Origin of the sequence: Polaribacter vadi (assembly GCF_018861005.1) — a bacterium.
GTDB classification, from domain to species: Bacteria; Bacteroidota; Bacteroidia; order Flavobacteriales; family Flavobacteriaceae; genus Polaribacter; species Polaribacter vadi_A.
The window spans coordinates 283,789-301,155 of record NZ_JAHKQL010000004.1; the positions used below are offsets into that span (position 1 = coordinate 283,789).

At 30.2% G+C, this 17,367-nt stretch carries 17 protein-coding genes, 1 tRNA gene and 1 riboswitch; of the genes, 4 read left to right on the top strand and 14 right to left on the bottom strand.

Going from position 1 to position 17,367, the window contains the following annotated elements; translation table 11 throughout:
* Position 1: 1 nt before the first annotated feature.
* From KO506_RS03890 to KO506_RS03900, 3 genes are all read left to right on the top strand, one after another.
* Positions 2 to 910 (top strand): hypothetical protein, encoded by a 909-nt coding sequence (locus KO506_RS03890; RefSeq protein WP_215993580.1) that lies wholly within the window; start codon positions 2 to 4, stop codon positions 908 to 910.
* Positions 911 to 986: 76 nt separating this feature from the next.
* The gene (locus tag KO506_RS03895; RefSeq protein ID WP_215993581.1) at positions 987 to 1,247 is read left to right on the top strand and encodes a helix-turn-helix domain-containing protein; all 261 of its coding nucleotides are present in this window, start codon (positions 987 to 989) and stop codon (positions 1,245 to 1,247) included.
* A complete protein-coding gene (locus KO506_RS03900) occupies positions 1,247 to 2,098 on the top strand; it encodes a hypothetical protein (protein WP_215993582.1) in 852 nt (283 codons plus the stop codon). The genes KO506_RS03895 and KO506_RS03900 overlap by 1 nt, the downstream gene beginning before the upstream one ends.
* 384 nt (positions 2,099 to 2,482) lie before the next feature.
* On the opposite strand, the gene KO506_RS03905 is transcribed toward KO506_RS03900, so the two are convergent.
* The 4 genes from KO506_RS03905 to trxA all read right to left on the bottom strand — a co-directional run bounded on the left by KO506_RS03905 (position 2,483) and on the right by trxA (position 6,545).
* Positions 2,483 to 2,556 (bottom strand) — tRNA-Asp (locus tag KO506_RS03905).
* A 63-nt stretch (positions 2,557 to 2,619) separates the two neighbouring features.
* Positions 2,620 to 3,540 (bottom strand): DUF58 domain-containing protein, encoded by a 921-nt coding sequence (locus KO506_RS03910; RefSeq protein WP_215993583.1) that lies wholly within the window; start codon positions 3,538 to 3,540, stop codon positions 2,620 to 2,622.
* Complete coding sequence (locus tag KO506_RS03915; protein ID WP_215993584.1) at positions 3,537 to 6,107, bottom strand: M1 family metallopeptidase; 2,571 nt, start codon at positions 6,105 to 6,107, stop codon at positions 3,537 to 3,539. The genes KO506_RS03910 and KO506_RS03915 overlap by 4 nt, the downstream gene beginning before the upstream one ends.
* Positions 6,108 to 6,227: 120 nt before the next feature.
* Positions 6,228 to 6,545, bottom strand: coding sequence for a thioredoxin (gene trxA, locus KO506_RS03920; protein ID WP_215993585.1), 318 nt, complete (start codon positions 6,543 to 6,545; stop codon positions 6,228 to 6,230).
* 163 nt (positions 6,546 to 6,708) lie between these two features.
* On the opposite strand from trxA, the gene KO506_RS03925 reads away from it, so the two are divergent.
* Complete coding sequence (locus tag KO506_RS03925; protein ID WP_215993586.1) at positions 6,709 to 7,188, top strand: hypothetical protein; 480 nt, start codon at positions 6,709 to 6,711, stop codon at positions 7,186 to 7,188.
* Positions 7,189 to 7,190: 2 nt separating this feature from the next.
* On the opposite strand, the gene metF is transcribed toward KO506_RS03925, so the two are convergent.
* The 10 genes from metF to cobA all read right to left on the bottom strand — a co-directional run bounded on the left by metF (position 7,191) and on the right by cobA (position 17,360).
* Positions 7,191 to 8,147, bottom strand: a complete 957-nt coding sequence (gene metF, locus KO506_RS03930; protein ID WP_215993587.1) for a methylenetetrahydrofolate reductase [NAD(P)H] — start codon at positions 8,145 to 8,147, stop codon at positions 7,191 to 7,193.
* Positions 8,148 to 8,306: 159 nt separating this feature from the next.
* Entirely contained in the window at positions 8,307 to 10,982 is a 2,676-nt protein-coding gene (gene metH / locus KO506_RS03935) for a methionine synthase (protein ID WP_215993588.1), read from the bottom strand.
* The gene (locus KO506_RS03940; protein ID WP_215993589.1) at positions 10,982 to 11,263 is read right to left on the bottom strand and encodes an antibiotic biosynthesis monooxygenase family protein; all 282 of its coding nucleotides are present in this window, start codon (positions 11,261 to 11,263) and stop codon (positions 10,982 to 10,984) included. The genes metH and KO506_RS03940 overlap by 1 nt, the downstream gene beginning before the upstream one ends.
* A 47-nt stretch (positions 11,264 to 11,310) precedes the next feature.
* On the bottom strand, positions 11,311 to 12,324 hold the full coding sequence (locus KO506_RS03945) for a homocysteine S-methyltransferase family protein (RefSeq protein WP_215993590.1): 1,014 nt from the start codon (positions 12,322 to 12,324) through the stop codon (positions 11,311 to 11,313).
* A 45-nt stretch (positions 12,325 to 12,369) separates the two neighbouring features.
* Positions 12,370 to 12,495, bottom strand: a riboswitch (SAM riboswitch).
* Between the two features lie 84 nt (positions 12,496 to 12,579).
* Positions 12,580 to 13,467 (bottom strand): cysteine synthase CysM, encoded by an 888-nt coding sequence (gene cysM, locus KO506_RS03950; RefSeq protein WP_215993591.1) that lies wholly within the window; start codon positions 13,465 to 13,467, stop codon positions 12,580 to 12,582.
* Positions 13,468 to 13,470: 3 nt separating this feature from the next.
* Complete coding sequence (epsC, locus tag KO506_RS03955; RefSeq protein ID WP_215993592.1) at positions 13,471 to 14,247, bottom strand: serine O-acetyltransferase EpsC; 777 nt, start codon at positions 14,245 to 14,247, stop codon at positions 13,471 to 13,473.
* A 7-nt stretch (positions 14,248 to 14,254) separates the two neighbouring features.
* Positions 14,255 to 14,587 carry a 2Fe-2S iron-sulfur cluster-binding protein gene (locus tag KO506_RS03960; protein WP_215993593.1) on the bottom strand — a complete coding sequence of 111 codons (333 nt, stop codon included), beginning with the start codon at positions 14,585 to 14,587 and terminating at the stop codon, positions 14,255 to 14,257.
* A gap of 293 nt (positions 14,588 to 14,880) precedes the next feature.
* Complete coding sequence (locus KO506_RS03965) at positions 14,881 to 15,936, bottom strand: NAD(P)/FAD-dependent oxidoreductase (RefSeq protein WP_215993594.1); 1,056 nt, start codon at positions 15,934 to 15,936, stop codon at positions 14,881 to 14,883.
* 73 nt (positions 15,937 to 16,009) lie between these two features.
* The gene (locus KO506_RS03970) at positions 16,010 to 16,585 is read right to left on the bottom strand and encodes a precorrin-2 dehydrogenase/sirohydrochlorin ferrochelatase family protein (RefSeq protein WP_215993595.1); all 576 of its coding nucleotides are present in this window, start codon (positions 16,583 to 16,585) and stop codon (positions 16,010 to 16,012) included.
* Between the two features lie 7 nt (positions 16,586 to 16,592).
* Positions 16,593 to 17,360, bottom strand: a complete 768-nt coding sequence (cobA, locus tag KO506_RS03975; RefSeq protein ID WP_215993596.1) for a uroporphyrinogen-III C-methyltransferase — start codon at positions 17,358 to 17,360, stop codon at positions 16,593 to 16,595.
* Between the last annotated feature and the right edge of the window lie 7 nt (positions 17,361 to 17,367).

Genomic DNA, 17,367 nt, shown 5'->3' on the forward strand with positions numbered 1-17,367 from the left:
TATGAAACAAACTATCAAAAGTTTATATGAAGACATAAATATTCACGCAATACCAGACAATATAAAAGAATATTTCTACCAACTAACTTTTTTAAATAGGGAGCTTTGCGAAATAAAACCTTTTAGCTCTTCTCATTCTTATGATAATATCGAGTTTTATTTATTAGAGAGAAACCATATAGAACTTAAACGATATTTAAAGCAAAAAAAGATAATTGACGAAACCAATACCATACTTGATATTGAAACCATTGCACCTTATTTGGTTGAATATGGAAAAGGGTTTCATAAAGGATATTCAGAATATGAATCAACTTTAAAAACCGATAAATCACTATTTACTATTAGCAACAAAGAAACTGCTTATCAGATATTTTCTAAAATCCATTCATTTACTCCAGAGCATAATCGTGGTCAACTTCCATCACTTTACATAGCCAATATGGACGAAATGCTTGACTTTGAAAATGATTATAAAGGCAAAGTACTTTTTACAGCCACTTTAAAAGATTATTTTTTTTTGGGCAAAGATGGTGGAGAGTTTTATAGAGCTTGGCAAATCATACTACAAAACCCTACAATTTTTGAAGATATTTTCAACAAACACTTTCAGAAATCAGAACCAAAAGAAGAGAAACAAATAGAAATCCCAGATTTATCAATAAAAGATATACCTAAATTTAATCTATTACAACGGTTTTACCTTTTTAAACTACTAGGCGTAGAAACTTCCATACACCAACTAAAAACAGACATTCAAGGTTCAAAATATAAGGTATTAGCATCTATAATGGGTATTAGTCCAGATAATGCCAAAAAGCTAATTGGCAACTCTTATAAGAAAGGTATTACAGAAAAAGACAAAGCAGAAGTAAAAGACTTTTTATATCGAAATAAAATAGAATTATAACAAAGGGGTCAAAATTATACGACCCCTTTTTAGACCCTCACATTATTTGTATCAAACAATAAAAAATACGTTTGATATGAAATTAATACAAGTAACACCAGAAGAGTTAACAACATTAGTAAATGACATTTTTGATAGTAAGTTTGAAATACTCTTAAATCATTTACAACCCACCACCAAAACAGAATATTTAAGCAAAAAAGAAACCAGTAAACTTTTAGGAGTTTCAATTGGTACTTTAGACAATTGGAGCAAAAGCGGAATTTTAGAACCTCTTTACATTGGCAATAGAGTTTTATACACCAGACAAGCTATTGACAAAAAATTAAGTCAATAATGCCAGTTGACTTTATAAAAGCCAGATTGTTAAATGTTGATATACCTAAATTAATTAGTGATAAACGTTTCAAACAAAAGTCTGAAACATACATAGACAAAGACGAGGGCGAATGTTCTAAATTGATACTAGAGTATAAAAATTTAACAATTACCATCATTAAAAATAAGATTGTCATTTTAACTGGTAGTATCCATTATTTCTATAATGACGGCATACACAATTACAACAATTTTACATTTACCAATTTAATAAATACACTAGATGAGGTTGCCAATTTATTAGAGATAGAATTGTATCACTTTAGATTACAAAATATAGAGTTTGGGGTCAATTTAAAGCTACCTTATAACGTTACTAACATAACCAACAACTTACTTACCCATAACCAAAAAGAGTTCTTAAAACCCTATAATTTTGATTATAAAGTTACCAAACATCAACGCTATTGGGTTAAAGTTTACAACAAAGGCAAACATTTTAATAGACCAGACAATATCTTAAGAGTAGAGCTGAAATATAAAAAAATGATAGACTTAAATAAAATAGGTTTACATACTCTAAAAGACCTACAAAATAAAGACCTCCACCATCAACTTTTAGCCATTCTTTTAGAACAATGGAGCAAAGTACTACTCTATGATTTTACAATTAATAAAAGCCAATTAAGACCACTTTATAAAAGCAAATCTTTAGAATATCAAAATCAAAACTTTTGGTTAAACTTAACCAGTCAAGAAAGAAATAGACAAAAGAAATCACTACAAACTTTGTCTTTAGAATATGGAGCAAACACCCACCACCAAATAAGCAATTTAATAGAGAATCAATACAAATCATTAATGATTTAAAATGTATATAAATTAACTACTTATTATATTGGTTAAAACATATACAATTCTATAATTACCCCTATTCTCTATTAACCCCTTTTTACCGTTATAAAAACACTTCTATATTTTAAAAATCAGATTTGTTTTAGAAACGCTAAAAAGAAAACTAAACTTTGAAAAAAACTTGATTAATCAAATCAGTTTAATTCAGTTAACTAAAAATCGACTGCAATAATAGATAGAATTAAAAATTAATTTTTATTAATTAATTAAATACAGAAAAAAGGAGATTTTAGAGGCTAAAATGTAAGTTTTTAAACTAATGTTGCCATTTATGTTGCCACTCTTAAAAACAAAAAGTCCTTAACTCTCTATTTATTAGATTGTTAAGGACTTTTAAAGCGGTCTGGACGGGACTCGAACCCGCGACCCCCTGCGTGACAGGCAGGTATTCTAACCAGCTGAACTACCAGACCGTTGCTTTTAGCGGTTGCAAATATAACACAGTTTTTTAGATCTGCAAACATAAAATGAAAAAATTATTTATTTTTTTTTCTTTGTAGTAAATAAGTTGTTAAAACATCATTGTAACCTTTGTTAATATCTAAAGGAACATAATCAATTTTATATTGTAAACACTTATTTTTCAAATCTTTGAAATACAATTGAGCTAATTCTTTATATTTTCCTTGTACATTCTCTGCAAAAACATTTATTTCTGCTCCAGTTTCTACATCTACAAATTTCTTTGGTGAATTATCAAAATTAAATCCAATTTCTGTTTTTTCATCGTAAGTATGAAACAAAACTACTTCGTGTTTATTATATTTTAAATGCCTTAATGCATCAAAAAGTGCTTCATCTTCTTTAGAAGTCTGAAACATATCAGTAAAAAGAAAAATTAAAGATCTTCTGTGAATTTTTTCTGCAATCTCATGTAAATATTTATAGGTTTCTGTATTTGATTTAGAACTTGAAACTAACAATTGCTCTAATTGATTCAATAACATTTTTCTATGACGCTCACTTCCTTTTTCTGGTGCGTAATATTCGTATTTATCAGAATAAATACTTAAACCCACTGCATCTCTTTGTCTTTTTAGAATTTCCATTAAAGAAGCTGCAGCAATTGCTGAAAAACCTACTTTATTTAGTTGATTAACTGTCTGCTTTTTTATAATTGGATAATGCATAGAAGCAGAATTATCAATAATAATATGGCATCTTAAATTGGTTTCCTCTTCGTATTTTTTGGTGTAGAGCTTTTCTGTTTTCGCAAATAATTTCCAATCTATATGTCGTGTACTCTCACCTTTATTGTATAATTTATGCTCAGAAAACTCTACAGAAAATCCATGAAACGGACTTTTATGAATTCCAGTAATAAAACCTTCTACTACTTGTTTTGCTAACAAGTCTAGATTTTTAATTTCTGATGATTTTACTTCAGAGAGCTTCATTCTACTTTTCTAATTTTTTCTGCTTTAAAACTATCATCTGTACTTTGTAATAATTTATTGATTAAAACAGGATTATAATTAGGGTTTTCTCTTCTAAATTCTTCTACAATATCATTTGCTTCTATGGATGAATAATGGCCAAATGACGATGTTAACCATCTTTTAGGAAAGAAAATATCACCTGTAAGCTGTACTTCTTCTAGTTTTGCCAACATTGGTCTTAAATGTTTAGATGCTGCAGTTTGTCTTAAAGGATGATGAATATTGTTTAAAGCAGCTAATACCCAAGATTCATTTTGTCGGTTTTCTTTTAATAGCAAAGATTCCATAAAAAGATCTCTATCTATAGATTTTGGCGCTAAAGATGGTAAAAGCCAACTAAATCGTTTTGCTCTATCAGGATTTGAGATTCTTGTTAATTGTTGCTCTAATATTTCTTTTGATTTTGGATGCTCGTAAATTGCCAACTTCATTGCTAAAGCAGTGTAATCATTTTCATTTAAAAAGAGGTTTTTAACCTCGCCTTCTTTGCTCCAAAGCGCATACAATGTTTTTTGAGAAGAAGAATTATAACCGACTTTAGCTAACAAATTATAAACTATTTTCTTAATGTTTTTAGGCTTGTTTTTAGACAAAGCTTCTTTTAGAACTTTTTCTGTAATTGATAACCAATCTTCTCTTTGTTTATCATTCAAAAACTTCCAGAAAATTGTATTTAAACCATTGGTAATGTAACTTAATATTAATTCATTTTCCTCTACCCTGACATCCTCTAAATAAAACTTATATACTTCAATTGGATCGATTTCTCCAATTAACATATTCTCATATAAATTTATAAATTGATATCCTCTAGAAACCTCATCTTTAACATCTTTATACGTATAAACTTCATCTTTATAAATAGGGAAAACTCCATAACCAAATCCGTTTGTATTGTACAAAATTTGCCCTGGTTTAAAACCTTTTGCAGCCTCTGTAATATCAAAAGATTTGCCCATATTTTTTATGTTGATGTTCTTTATAAAACCTCTTGCATCTCTTAATTGTATTTTAAAAGATTGTGTCCAAATTTTATCTGAACCATCTTCTGCATTTTGATGAAGGATAAATTTTGTAACATTACCTCTAGAATTGTATTCGATTTCTTCTGTAAAAATGGGTCTACCTGAAGAATTTACCCAAACATCTGACCAAGTTTTAATATCATCTGTAGATTTTTTATCTAAAATAGCAACCAATTCCTCCCAATCTGCATTAGAGTTTTTATAGGTTTTTATATAATCTTGAATACCTTCTTGAAAAGCTTCTTTACCCAACAAATTCTCTAACTGACGCATCATAATTGGTGCTTTGTTGTAGATAATTCTACCATATAAAGAACCTGCGTTTTTAAGATTGTCTAAGTTTTGACGAATTGGGTTTGTACCTTTTGTTCTATCCTCTGAATAGGCACTTGGATAATGAGACATCATAAAACTTAATGTGTGATTTATCTCTGGATAAACAGGATTTACAATTTTATCTGCCATAAAATTAGCAAAAACTTCTTTCATCCAAACATCGTTAAACCAACGCATTGTAACCAAATCTCCAAACCACATGTGTGATGTTTCGTGAGCAATTAATTTTGCTCTACTTAACTTTTGATTTTGAGTTGCATTTTTATCTAAAAACAATGAAGATTGTCTGTACTGAATTGCACCTACATGCTCCATTCCTCCATATTGAAAAGGCGGAATTGCAGCAAAATCCATTTTTTGATATGGGAATTTTTCATCAGTATATTTTTCTAAAAAATCTATTGAGTTTTGATGTATTTTATACACTTTATCTACACTTTCATCAATCTTTTCTTTGCTGTTTTCTCTGTATAAAAAACGCATATCAAAAGCACCAGGGTTCTTAGTTTCTTCTGTAAACTTACCTGCTACAAAAGAAAATAAATAAGTACTCATTAAATCTGAAGTTGCAAAAGTATGCTCTATAAAATTATCAACTTCAATAGCACTTTCTTCGAAAGCTCCAGCCAAAACTTTCCAGTCTTTTGGCGCTGTAATTCTTAAATTATATTTCGCTTTAATATCTGGTTGATCTAAACAAGGAAATAGTGTACTTGCTCTATCAGGCACTAAAAGTGTATATAAAAACTCATCATTTCTATTCAAAGATTGTTCACCTGCATCAAAAGATATTTCAAGTGTATTATTACCTAAAATTAGATTTGTTTTATCAATAATAATATGCTCATTAAATGCATCTAGCTCAACCGTTTTTCCGTTTACATTTAGCGATTTAAGTTTTGTAGCTTCTTCGTTAAAATCTAAAAGAAAATTTTGTTTTAAATCGTTTACCGTAAAAAGCATTTCTAATCTAGATGCTATTGCAGCTTGCTTTTCTTCTGGTATCTTGAAATGTAAATTATAAACAACATCAGAAACTTGCTGTTTTCTGTACTTTGCTAATTCAAGAGAAATTCCTGTTTCTATATTATCTTTTGTGTTATCCTGAATTTTATCACAAGAAATAAAAAAAAGTAAGCACAAAAAAAAGATGTATTTATTCATTCAAATAATTTTATTTAACCACAAAATAACATCGTATTTTGTGCTTATTATATAAAAGTTCTAAAATAAAAAAAGGTTTGACGTTAGCCAAACCTTTATGCTATTATAAAACATAAACTACTAAATAGCAGCATCAATTTTACCTGTATAAACATTTTTTGGTGCTACACCTACTTGCTTATCTACAACTTCTCCGTTTTTAAAGATTAAAACAGTTGGTATATTTCTTACACCATATTTTGCAGCAAATTCTTGGTTAGCATCAACATCAACTTTACCAACTACAGCTTTACCTTCGTATTCTGCGTGAATTTCATCTACAATAGGTCCAACCATTCTACAAGGTCCACACCAAGCAGCCCAAAAATCTACTAATACTGGTTTGTCTGATTTTAATACTACTTCATCAAAATTTGCGTCTGTAATTTCTAATGCCATTTTTATATTTTTTTATATTGTTATTTCTTTTTTAAACCACAAAAGTAAACATTTTATTTACTTTACCATTTTTTAAAAAATTGCTTTTTACTATTTGTCTATCAATTGTGCTTATGCTTACAAAAAGGAATAACTTAGCTTTTTTATTTTTTTGCTATTAAAAATGGAAGTAAAGTCTGAAACTTATCTAATAAAAACAAATGCAAATTTATCTGAAGTTAGGAGTAAGATGAATGCACTTTTTAAAGAAAAACATACTTTCTTTAGAGGCAAATTTGTTGGTTCATTAAAAGACGATACTTTTTATGGAACCACAAATTACAGTACGCAAATTAGTGTTAAAGGTAAAATTTATGAGAAAAATTCAGAATCATTTATAGATTTAAGAATTGTGGATTCTAGCCCAAATTATTCATTGATATTTAAAACTCTTCTCTTTGTGTTTTTTTTACTTGCATTAGTTATAGTTATTGCTAATAAATCTACAAACATTAAAATCTATTTAATTCTTATCGCTGTTTTTGGATTCACTTTTTTAATTCTTAAATTCAAAACTATTATATACAAGTTATTAAAACCTAAATTAATAGGTTCTGCAAAAATTATAGCTAAAGAAGTAAATGGTTTTATTATAAAAAACTAAGCCTAAAACAACTCAGAAGCAATTGCTTGAATATTATCGCTTTTACCCATAGAATAATAATGTAAAACAGGCACACCAGCTGCTAACAATTCTTTAGATTGTTGTATGGCAAACTCTACACCTACTTGTCTTACAGCCTTATTATCTTTACAATTATCTACAGCATCAATTAAATCTTGAGGCAAATCAATTTTAAAAACTTGGGGTAAAATTTGTAAATGTCTTTTTACAGCTAAAGGTTTAATTCCTGGTATAATTGGCACGTTAATTCCTATTTCTTTTGCTGCTTTTACAAATTCAAAATACTTATTGTTATCAAAAAACATTTGAGTAACTACATAATCTGCACCAGCATCTACTTTTGCTTTTAAACGTCTTAAATCAGACACTAAAGATGGTGCTTCCATATGTTTTTCTGGATAACCTGCAACACCTACACAAAAATCTGAATAATGCTCTACAACAACATCATCATGTAAATATTTACCTTTATTTAAGTCTGATATCTGTGAAACCAAATCACTTGCAAAAGCATTACCACCTTTAACTGGCACAAAATAAGGTTCGTCTTTCATAGAATCTCCACGTAAAGCCATAACATTATCTAACCCCAAGTAATGGCAATCTACCAAAACATATTCTGTTTCTTCTTTTGTAAAACCACCACATAATAAATGCGGAATTGCATCTACCTTATATTTATGCATTATAGATGCGCAAATACCTACAGTACCTGGACGCATTCTGGTTTTTCTTTTATCTAACAAACCATTTCCTTTCTCTAAATAAACATATTCTTCTCTAGAGGTTGTTACGTCTATAAAAGGCGGATTAAACTCCATTAAAGGATCTATATTGTTGTATAAATCTTGAATGTTTTTTCCTTTTTTTGGCGGAATTACTTCAAAAGAAAATAAAGTTTTTCCGTTTGCATTTTTAATATGGTCTGTTACTTTCATTTTATATTTCTTGGGCGTTTCCTTTTAGGTCGCGCTTTACATTATATCTTTTTTCTGAAAAAGAAAAAAGGATGTCATTTCAATCGCTAACGCAACTTGTTTGCCAGCTTATTTTCTTTCTTTTTCTAGTTTCGTTTTTATTAGAAACCTTAAAGCATATTATTGACTAGCCAAATTAGGATGCAACCATTTTCTAGCTTTCTCTTTTGGTATTCCTTTTCTAGTTGAATAATCTTCAACTTGATCATCAGTAATTTTACCTAAACCAAAATATTTTGCTTCTTTATTGGCAAAATAATAACCAGAAACTGCAGCTGCTGGCCACATTGCTAAACTTTCGGTTAACGTAACTCCTATTTGATTTTCTACATCTAATAAATCCCAAATTGTTTCCTTTTCTAAATGATCTGGACACGCAGGATAACCAGGTGCAGGACGAATACCTTTATAACTTTCTTTAATTAAATCGTCATTAGTTAATTCTTCATCAGCAGAATAACCCCAATGTTTTGTTCTAATTTGTTTGTGCAAATATTCTGCAAAAGCTTCTGCAAAACGATCTGCAATGGCTTGTGCCATAATTGCATTATAATCATCTTCTTTGGCTTTATAACTTTCAGCCAATTCTTGTGCTCCAAAAATACCTACACAAAATGCACCCATATAATCTGTTTTACCAGTTTCTTTTGGAGCCACAAAATCTGATAAAGCAATATTTGGTATCCCTTCTCTTTTCTTTAATTGCTGACGTAAAGTTCTAAAAATAGCTACTTCTTTTCCTTTTTTCTGAATAGAAATATCATCTTCATTAATTGTGTTTGCCTCGAACAAACCAAAAATTGCTTTTGGTTTTAAGAGTTGTTTTGCTATAATTTCATCAATCATAACTTTAGCTTCGTCAAACATAATTGTTGCTTGTTCACCAACTACTTTATCCGTTAAAATATCTGGAAATTTTCCATGTAAATCCCAACTTCTAAAAAACGGACTCCAATCTATAAAAGGCACTAATTCTTTTAAACTTAATTGCTCTAAAGTCTGAATACCTAATTGGTTTGGCTTTACAATTTCTGATGTTTCCCAATCAATTTTGTATTTACGTTTACGAGCTTCATCAATAGAAATATAAGATTTTTCTTTACCTCGTTTTAAAAACTTAGTTCTAAATTCATCATAATCTTTCTTTAGTTTTGCAACGTACTCATTATTGGTTTTCTTATTTAACAAATCACCAACAACTGTTACAGCTCTAGATGCATCATTTACATGAACCACTGCATTTTTATATTGTGTATCAATTTTAACAGCAGTATGTGCTTTAGATGTTGTTGCACCACCAATTAACAATGGTAAATCAAAATTTTGACGTTCCATTTCTTTGGCCAAATACACCATTTCATCTAAAGAAGGTGTAATTAATCCACTTAAACCAATAGCGTCTACATTCTCTCTTTTAGCAGCTTCTATAATTTTTTCAGGTGGTACCATTACACCTAAATCTACTATTTCATAATTATTACAACCTAAAACAACACTTACAATATTTTTACCAATATCGTGAACATCACCTTTAACAGTTGCCATTAAAATTTTTCCAAGCGCTTTTTGTTCTTCTCCTTTTTCTGCCTCAATAAACGGATTTAAATAACCAACCGCTTTTTTCATTACCCTAGCAGATTTTACAACCTGAGGTAAAAACATTTTTCCTGCTCCAAATAAATCTCCAACTACATTCATCCCAATCATTAAATTACCTTCAATAACTTCAATTGGTTTTTCAGCTTCTTGTCTTGCTTGCTCTACATCTTCTATAATAAAAGCATCAATTCCTTTTACTAAAGCATGTGTAATTCTGTCTTGTAAAGGGTTTTCTCTCCAAGATAAATCTACTGTTTTTTCTTTTGCTGTTCCTTTTACAGTCTCTGCAAAATCTAACAAACGTTCAGTGGCATCATCTCTTCTATCTAAAATTACATCTTCTATATGTTCTAATAAATCTTTAGGAATATCATCATAAACCTCTAACATTGCTGGATTTACAATTCCCATATTCATACCTGCTTGTATTGCGTAATACAAGAAAACAGAATGCATTGCTTCTCTTACTCCATTATTTCCTCTAAACGAAAATGAAACATTACTTACACCTCCACTTACAGAAACGTTTTCTAAATTTTGACGCACCCATCTTGTAGCTTCTATAAAATCGATTGCATTTTTTCTGTGCTCATCCATTCCTGTTGCTACAGGAAAAATGTTTAAATCGAAAATAATATCTTCTGATGGAAAACCTACTTTATTTACTAAAACATCATAAGAACGTTGTGCAATTTCTATTCTACGTTTGTAATTATCTGCTTGACCAACTTCATCAAAAGCCATAACAATTACAGCAGCTCCATACTTTTTTATTAGTTTAGCTTCTTTTATAAATTTGTCTTCACCTTCTTTTAAAGAGATTGAGTTTACAACACATTTACCTTGTACAACTTGCAAACCAGCTTCAATGATTTCCCATTTAGAACTATCAATCATCATTGGTACACGACAAATATCTGGTTCTGCAGCAATTAAATTTAAAAAACGAACCATAGCTTCTTTACCATCAAGAAGTCCATCATCCATATTAATGTCCACAATTTGCGCACCACCATCTACTTGATGTCTTGCAATATCTAGAGCTTCATCAAATTTTTCTTCTTTAATTAAACGCAAAAACTTACGTGAACCTGCCACATTTGTACGTTCACCAACATTGATGAAATTACTGTTTTCGTTTAGAATTAAAGGTTCTAAACCAGACAATTTCATATATTTTGTTTGTTTTATCTTCATTACTTATAATGTTCTACTGTTGGAAAAGGTTCGTAAAAATGATGCAACAAAGCTTTCCATTTTTGATATTCTTCAGATTTTCTAAATCCAATTTCGTGATCTTCTAAGGTTTCCCAATTCACTACTAAAATGTATTTATCTTCTTCTTTAACAGATTTTTTTAGTTGATGAGAAATGTATCCTTTCATTGATGAAATGATACTTTCTGCTTTAAGAAAATTAATTTCAAAAGCTGAAGATTGACCTTGTTTTATATTTAAGATAGCTACTTCTAAAATCATAGTCTAAAATACAGACCTTTCTGGTTTAAAAATCCTAAAAGGTCTTTTTAATTTAATTCTGAAACAAATTCAGAATGATGTCTTGGTTTATATTTTGCTGCAATATCTGCAATTACACGAATATGACCTGGTGATGTACCACAACAACCGCCAATAATATTAATTAAATTCTTTTTTAAATATTCTTCAATCTGTTCTCCCATTTCTTCTGGAGTTTCATCATACTCACCAAAAGCATTTGGTAAACCTGCATTAGGATGTGCAGAAATGGCAAAATCTGTTTTATTGGCAATTGCCTCTAAATGGGGCTGTAATAAACTGGCTCCTAAAGCACAATTAAATCCTACTGAAAGTAGAGGAATATGAGAAACAGAAATTAGAAAAGCTTCTGCAGTTTGCCCAGACAAAGTTCTACCAGAAGCATCTGTTATTGTACCAGAAAGCATTACAGGTATCTCTACTTTTCTTTCTTCTTTTACTTGTTCTATTGCAAATAAAGCTGCTTTTGCATTTAAGGTATCAAAAACAGTTTCTACTAATAAAATATCAGCTCCACCATCCATTAAAGCTTCTGTTTGTTGTTTATAAGCTATTCTTAATTCATCGAAAGTTACAGCTCTATAACCAGGATCGTTTACATCTGGAGACATACTTGCAGTTCTGTTTGTAGGGCCTATTGAACCTGCTACAAAACGTGGTTTATGTGGTTCTTTGGCTGTAAATTCATCAGCAACTTCTTTGGCAATTTTTGCAGATTGATAATTTAGCTCGTATACTAAATCTTCCATTTGATAATCTGCCATTGCAATTGTAGTTCCAGAAAAAGTGTTAGTTTCTATAATATCTGCACCAGCTGCAAAATATTTTCCATGAATGGTTTTTATAGCTTCTGGCTGTGTAATAGATAACAAATCGTTATTACCTTGTAATGGTGTTGGATAGTCTTTAAAACGTTCTCCTCTAAAATCTTCTTCTGTAAATTTATAAGCTTGTAGCATAGTACCCATAGCACCATCTAAAACTAAAATTCTTTCTTGTAAAGCTTTGTATATGTTTGACATATTTTATTATTCTATCATATGTCATCAGGAAAGTGGTAATTTTCGCTGTTATCTGTCAATTACTGTTTTGACAAATCATCAAAATAGATTGTAGAATGTAGCACCTTTCTCATTTCTAAGAGGTTGCCAAAGCTTCATTGGGTCTAATCCCTCTGCCTTTCGTGATAACGTATTAATAAGTTTATGAACTAAATTCGCTACAAAGTAACGAACTTTTTTTTTGATTTTATAGCAAATACTTGTTTTACTTTTAAATTACTGATAGATATCTGATGATAAGTATCTATCTCCTCTATCACAAATGATTGCTACAACAACTCCTTTATCTATTGAGTTTGCTACTTTTAATGCTGTTGCAACAGAACCTCCACTACTCATTCCTGCAAAGATACCTTCTTCTTTTGCTAAACGTATAGTCATTTCTCTTGCTTCTTCTTCACCAACTTCTAATACTTGATCTATTTTATTTAAATTAAAAATAGCTGGCAAATATTCTTCTGGCCACTTTCTTATACCTGGTATTTTAGCACCGTCTTTAGGTTGCGCTCCAATAATTGTAATATTTTCGTTTTTTTCTTTTAAAAAATCTGAAACACCTGTAATTGTACCTGTTGTTCCCATTGCAGAAACAAAATGCGTTACTTCTCCTTCAGTATCTCTCCAAATTTCTGGACCAGTAGTTTTATAATGTGCTTTTGGATTATCGAAATTATCGAATTGATTTAATCTAAAATATCCTTTTTTGTATTTTAATTTTAATGCATGGTCAATTGCTCCTTCCATACCTTTTTCTGCAGGAGTTAAAATTACTTTCGCACCATAAGCACGCATTGTTTTAACTCTTTCAATAGTTGAGTTTTCTGGCATTGTAATTACCATATTTACCCCCAATACTTTTGCCATTAAAGCTAAAGCAATACCTGTATTACCACTTGTAGCTTCTACTAAAGTATCTCCTTTTTTTATATTTTTTCTCTTAATAGCTTCAGAAATCATGTAATAAGCAGCTCTATCTTTTACACTTCCTCCAGGGTTGTTACCTTCTAACTTTAATAATAAAGTAACACCTTCTTTTTTAAAAATATGTTGCGCTTCCACCAAAGGTGTATTTCCTACAAAATCTATGATACTTTTTGTCTGCATTGTTTAATTTCTTTTTTGAAAAATATTATTTTCTGATTGTACAGTTACTACAGAATTTTCTAAAATTGTTTCTGTAACACAAACATTTGCGCCAATTACAGAATTTGCACCAATAACTACATCACCACCTAAAATAGTAGCATTTGCATAAATTACAACTCCGCTTTCTATGGTTGGATGTCTTTTTGTTGATGCCAAACTCTTTTTAACTTGGATGCCTCCTAAAGTTACTCCTTGATAAATAGAAACATCATTTTTAATAATGGTTGTTTCTCCTATTACAATACCTGTTGCATGATCTATAAAAAACGAATCGCCTATTTCTGCTCCTGGATGAATGTCTGTACCTGTTGTACTATGTGCAAATTCGCTCATCATTCTTGGTAAAACAGGAACTGCTAATTTTAATAATTGATTACTTAAACGATGTACAGCAATTGCATAAAAACCAGGATAAGCTAAATATACTTCTTCTAAACTTTTACAAGCAGGATCGTTTCTTTCTGCAGCAATTGCGTCTAAATCTAATTTTCTTCTAATTTCTACAAAGAAACTTTGATACTCGCTCCATAGATTCTCTCCATTTTCTACAGATAATCTTTTTAGTATTTGTAAAAATTTATTTCTGGTATCTGCACCACTTTCTGCTAAATCATTTACATCGAACAAATTATTAATTAATTGTTTGGTAAAAACCTCAACTGCGTCTCTTAAACACATGCTGTAATTTTTAGCTCCAATTAATTGGGTTGTTTCTTTTATTTGTTCTGATTGTTTCATTTAAACTCTAGCTTTCTGGTGCTAATTCTACTTCTAAACCTTCTAATTCTGGTGTCATTTGTATTTGACAACCTAACCTACTGTTATCTTCTACATCAAATGCTTCTGCTAACATTGCGTCTTCATCGTCTGTCATTTCTGGTAATTGATGATCTGATATTACATAACATTGGCAAGAGGCACACATAGCCATTCCTCCACAAATACCAATTGTACCTTCTTCTGCAAGCTCGTAAGAACGAACAACTTCCATAAGGTTCATTGCCATATCTGTTGGTGCAACAATTTCATGTGTTTCACCATTTCTATCAGTTATTTTTATGTTGATATCTACACTCATTTTTATTTATTTACCAAAGACCAAAATTAATGAATTTGGATGATTTTAAACCTTACAAATTTTAAAAACTTGTTTAGTTTTACACTTTTAAATTTGCCTTTTATTGCAAGAAATCAATTGATTTTTAAACAAGTTTAGCCCAGATTGAAGCATTTGTTTGAGCTCTTTTTGCCTTTTTAGGTAAAAAAGCGAGTGCTGAAAGCTGGAAATAGCTTCTTAAAAACATTATTTTTTTTGAGTTTAAAAAGCTATTTAACGAATATTTACAAGGTTTTTATACCCCTGCAAAAAGTTTATTCTATTGCTTTTACTACTGCTTTTGGTGCTTCTTTCTTTGTACCATCAAAACCTTCTACACCACCAACTGTTGTGTATTTCATTACGTATTTTTTGTCTGGAAAAATTCTTTTATATGCACTTTGACACATTAAAGTTGCTTCGTGAAAACCACAAAGAATTAATTTTAATTTTCCTGGGTAGGTGTTTACATCTCCAATAGCGTAAATTCCTGGAATATTTGTTTGATAATCTAATGCGTTGTTTACTTTAATGGCATTTTTTTCTATTTCTAAGCCCCAGTTTGCAATTGGCCCTAATTTTGGTGATAAACCAAATAAAGGGATAAAGTGATCTGTATCTATAATTACAGCATCTTCGCCTTTTTTCTCTACAGCAACACCCGTAACTTTATCATCACCAATAATTCCTTTTACTTCTGCAGGTGTTATAATGTTAATTTTACCCAAGTTTTTTAATTCTTGTGCTTTTTCTACTGAATCTAAAGCGCCTCTGAATTCGTTTCTTCTATGAATTAAAGTTACTTCTGATGCAACATCTGACAAGAAAATTGCCCAATCTAAAGCAGAATCTCCACCACCAGAAATTACTACTTTTTTGTCTCTATATAATTCTGGTTCTTTAATAATGTATTCAACTCCATTATCTTCGAACTTTTCTAAGTTTTCTATTTTTGGTTTTCTAGGCTCAAAAGATCCTAAACCACCTGCAATTGCAACAATTTTTGCGTGATGCTTTGTTCCTTTATTTGTAGTTACAATAAAAGTACCATCATCTTGTTTATCTATTGTTTCTGCTCTTTCTCCTAGAGTAAAACCTGGCTCAAACTGCTTTGTTTGTTCCATTAATTTATGGGTTAAATCGCCTGCTAAAATTTCTGGATAAGCAGGAATATCATAAATTGGTTTCTTTGGATAAATTTCTGAACATTGACCACCTGGTTGTGGTAATGCATCTATTAAATGACATTTTAATTTTAATAAACCTGCTTCAAAAATTGTAAATAACCCTGTTGGTCCTGCCCCAATAATTAATATATCTGTTGTAATCATTTTATTTTGCTTTTGGCTTTTCTTTGGTTTTTTACTAATTGCAAAAAACTAAAGATTATTCGCCTTTTTACTTTTATTTTTCTACTAAACTTTTTGTAAATTCATTTAGCTTTTCTACTTTTTCCTCAAAGTCTCCTTTAATGGTTTTTCTATACTCGTTTAAATTCTTTACTAAATCATCAATATTTTCTGGAATAACTTCTTCGAAAAATTGACGTAATCTTTTAGCGGTTGTTGGCGATTTTCCGTTTGTAGAAATTGCCACTTTTACGTTTCCTTTGGTTACAATTCCGCCCATATAAAAATCGCAATAAGGTGGATTATCTGCAACATTAACCAAAATGCTTCTCTTTCTGCAATGACTGTAAACTTTTTCGTTAATTTTAGGAATATCTGTTGTTGCTACAACAATGTGTTTCCCTTTTAAATACTTTTTACTGTATTTTTTTTGAATAAGTTTTACATTCCCTTTTTTTGACAAAGTTACTGTACCTTCTCTAAACATTGGTGATACCATTGTTACATTAGCATCTGGGCTCGATTTTAACAAAAAAGTTAATTTTTCTTCTGCCACAAAACCTCCACCAACAATTAATACTTGTAGGTTTTTGGTTTTTAAAAAAATAGGATATAAATTATTTCTTTCCATTAAACTACTACTTTATATCGCTTGCATATTCTTGTTGAATATCTAAAATGGCTTGACGATGTTTTACAACATTACCCAAAACAATAATTGCAGGGTTTCTTAATTCGTTTTCTGCAACCACATTTTCTATAGTATCTACAGTGCCAATCCCTATTTTTTCATTAACAGTTGTACCTTCTTGAATAACAGCTACTGGTAAATTATTTTTACCTTCTGCCTGAAATAATTTTACAATTTGAGGTAACTTACTCATACCCATTAAAACTACAACTGTTGCATTAGACTTTGCTGCCAACTCAACATCTGATGATATTTTATGCTCTTTAGTTGTACCTGTAATAACCCAAAAACTTTCTGAACTTCCTCTTTTAGTTAAAGGTATGTTTTGATAAGCAGGTACTGCTAATGATGATGAAATACCTGGAACAATTGCAGTCTCTAAACCATTATTTGCAGCATATTCCATTTCTTCTGCACCTCTACCAAAAATAAATGAGTCTCCACCTTTTAAACGAACTACGTGTCCAGAAGTTTTAGCTCTTTCTACAATTAATTCGTTAATCTGCTCTTGTTGATAACGATAACATCCTCTTCGTTTACCCACGAAAACTTGCTCTGCTTCTGGGTTGATATAATCTAGTAATTCTTCATTTACTAAAGCATCATACAAAACTACATCTGCAGTTTTTAAAACTTTAATAGCTTTTACTGTTATTAAATCTATATCTCCAGGACCAGCGCCTACAACCGTTAATTTTGGTGTTTTTAAACTCATGCTTTTT

What these genes read in the sequence shown, in the direction of transcription:
- KO506_RS03890 (WP_215993580.1), top strand. Translation starts at nt 2, where the DNA reads ATGAAACAAACTATCAAAAGTTTATATGAAGACATAAATATTCACGCA.
- KO506_RS03895 (WP_215993581.1), top strand. Translation starts at nt 987, where the DNA reads ATGAAATTAATACAAGTAACACCAGAAGAGTTAACAACATTAGTAAAT.
- KO506_RS03900 (WP_215993582.1), top strand. Translation starts at nt 1,247, where the DNA reads ATGCCAGTTGACTTTATAAAAGCCAGATTGTTAAATGTTGATATACCT.
- KO506_RS03910 (WP_215993583.1), bottom strand. Translation starts at nt 3,540, where the DNA reads ATGAAGCTCTCTGAAGTAAAATCATCAGAAATTAAAAATCTAGACTTG.
- KO506_RS03915 (WP_215993584.1), bottom strand. Translation starts at nt 6,107, where the DNA reads ATGAATAAATACATCTTTTTTTTGTGCTTACTTTTTTTTATTTCTTGT.
- trxA (WP_215993585.1), bottom strand. Translation starts at nt 6,545, where the DNA reads ATGGCATTAGAAATTACAGACGCAAATTTTGATGAAGTAGTATTAAAA.
- KO506_RS03925 (WP_215993586.1), top strand. Translation starts at nt 6,709, where the DNA reads ATGGAAGTAAAGTCTGAAACTTATCTAATAAAAACAAATGCAAATTTA.
- metF (WP_215993587.1), bottom strand. Translation starts at nt 8,147, where the DNA reads ATGAAAGTAACAGACCATATTAAAAATGCAAACGGAAAAACTTTATTT.
- metH (WP_215993588.1), bottom strand. Translation starts at nt 10,982, where the DNA reads ATGAAGATAAAACAAACAAAATATATGAAATTGTCTGGTTTAGAACCT.
- KO506_RS03940 (WP_215993589.1), bottom strand. Translation starts at nt 11,263, where the DNA reads ATGATTTTAGAAGTAGCTATCTTAAATATAAAACAAGGTCAATCTTCA.
- KO506_RS03945 (WP_215993590.1), bottom strand. Translation starts at nt 12,324, where the DNA reads ATGTCAAACATATACAAAGCTTTACAAGAAAGAATTTTAGTTTTAGAT.
- cysM (WP_215993591.1), bottom strand. Translation starts at nt 13,467, where the DNA reads ATGCAGACAAAAAGTATCATAGATTTTGTAGGAAATACACCTTTGGTG.
- epsC (WP_215993592.1), bottom strand. Translation starts at nt 14,247, where the DNA reads ATGAAACAATCAGAACAAATAAAAGAAACAACCCAATTAATTGGAGCT.
- KO506_RS03960 (WP_215993593.1), bottom strand. Translation starts at nt 14,587, where the DNA reads ATGAGTGTAGATATCAACATAAAAATAACTGATAGAAATGGTGAAACA.
- KO506_RS03965 (WP_215993594.1), bottom strand. Translation starts at nt 15,936, where the DNA reads ATGATTACAACAGATATATTAATTATTGGGGCAGGACCAACAGGGTTA.
- KO506_RS03970 (WP_215993595.1), bottom strand. Translation starts at nt 16,585, where the DNA reads ATGGAAAGAAATAATTTATATCCTATTTTTTTAAAAACCAAAAACCTA.
- cobA (WP_215993596.1), bottom strand. Translation starts at nt 17,360, where the DNA reads ATGAGTTTAAAAACACCAAAATTAACGGTTGTAGGCGCTGGTCCTGGA.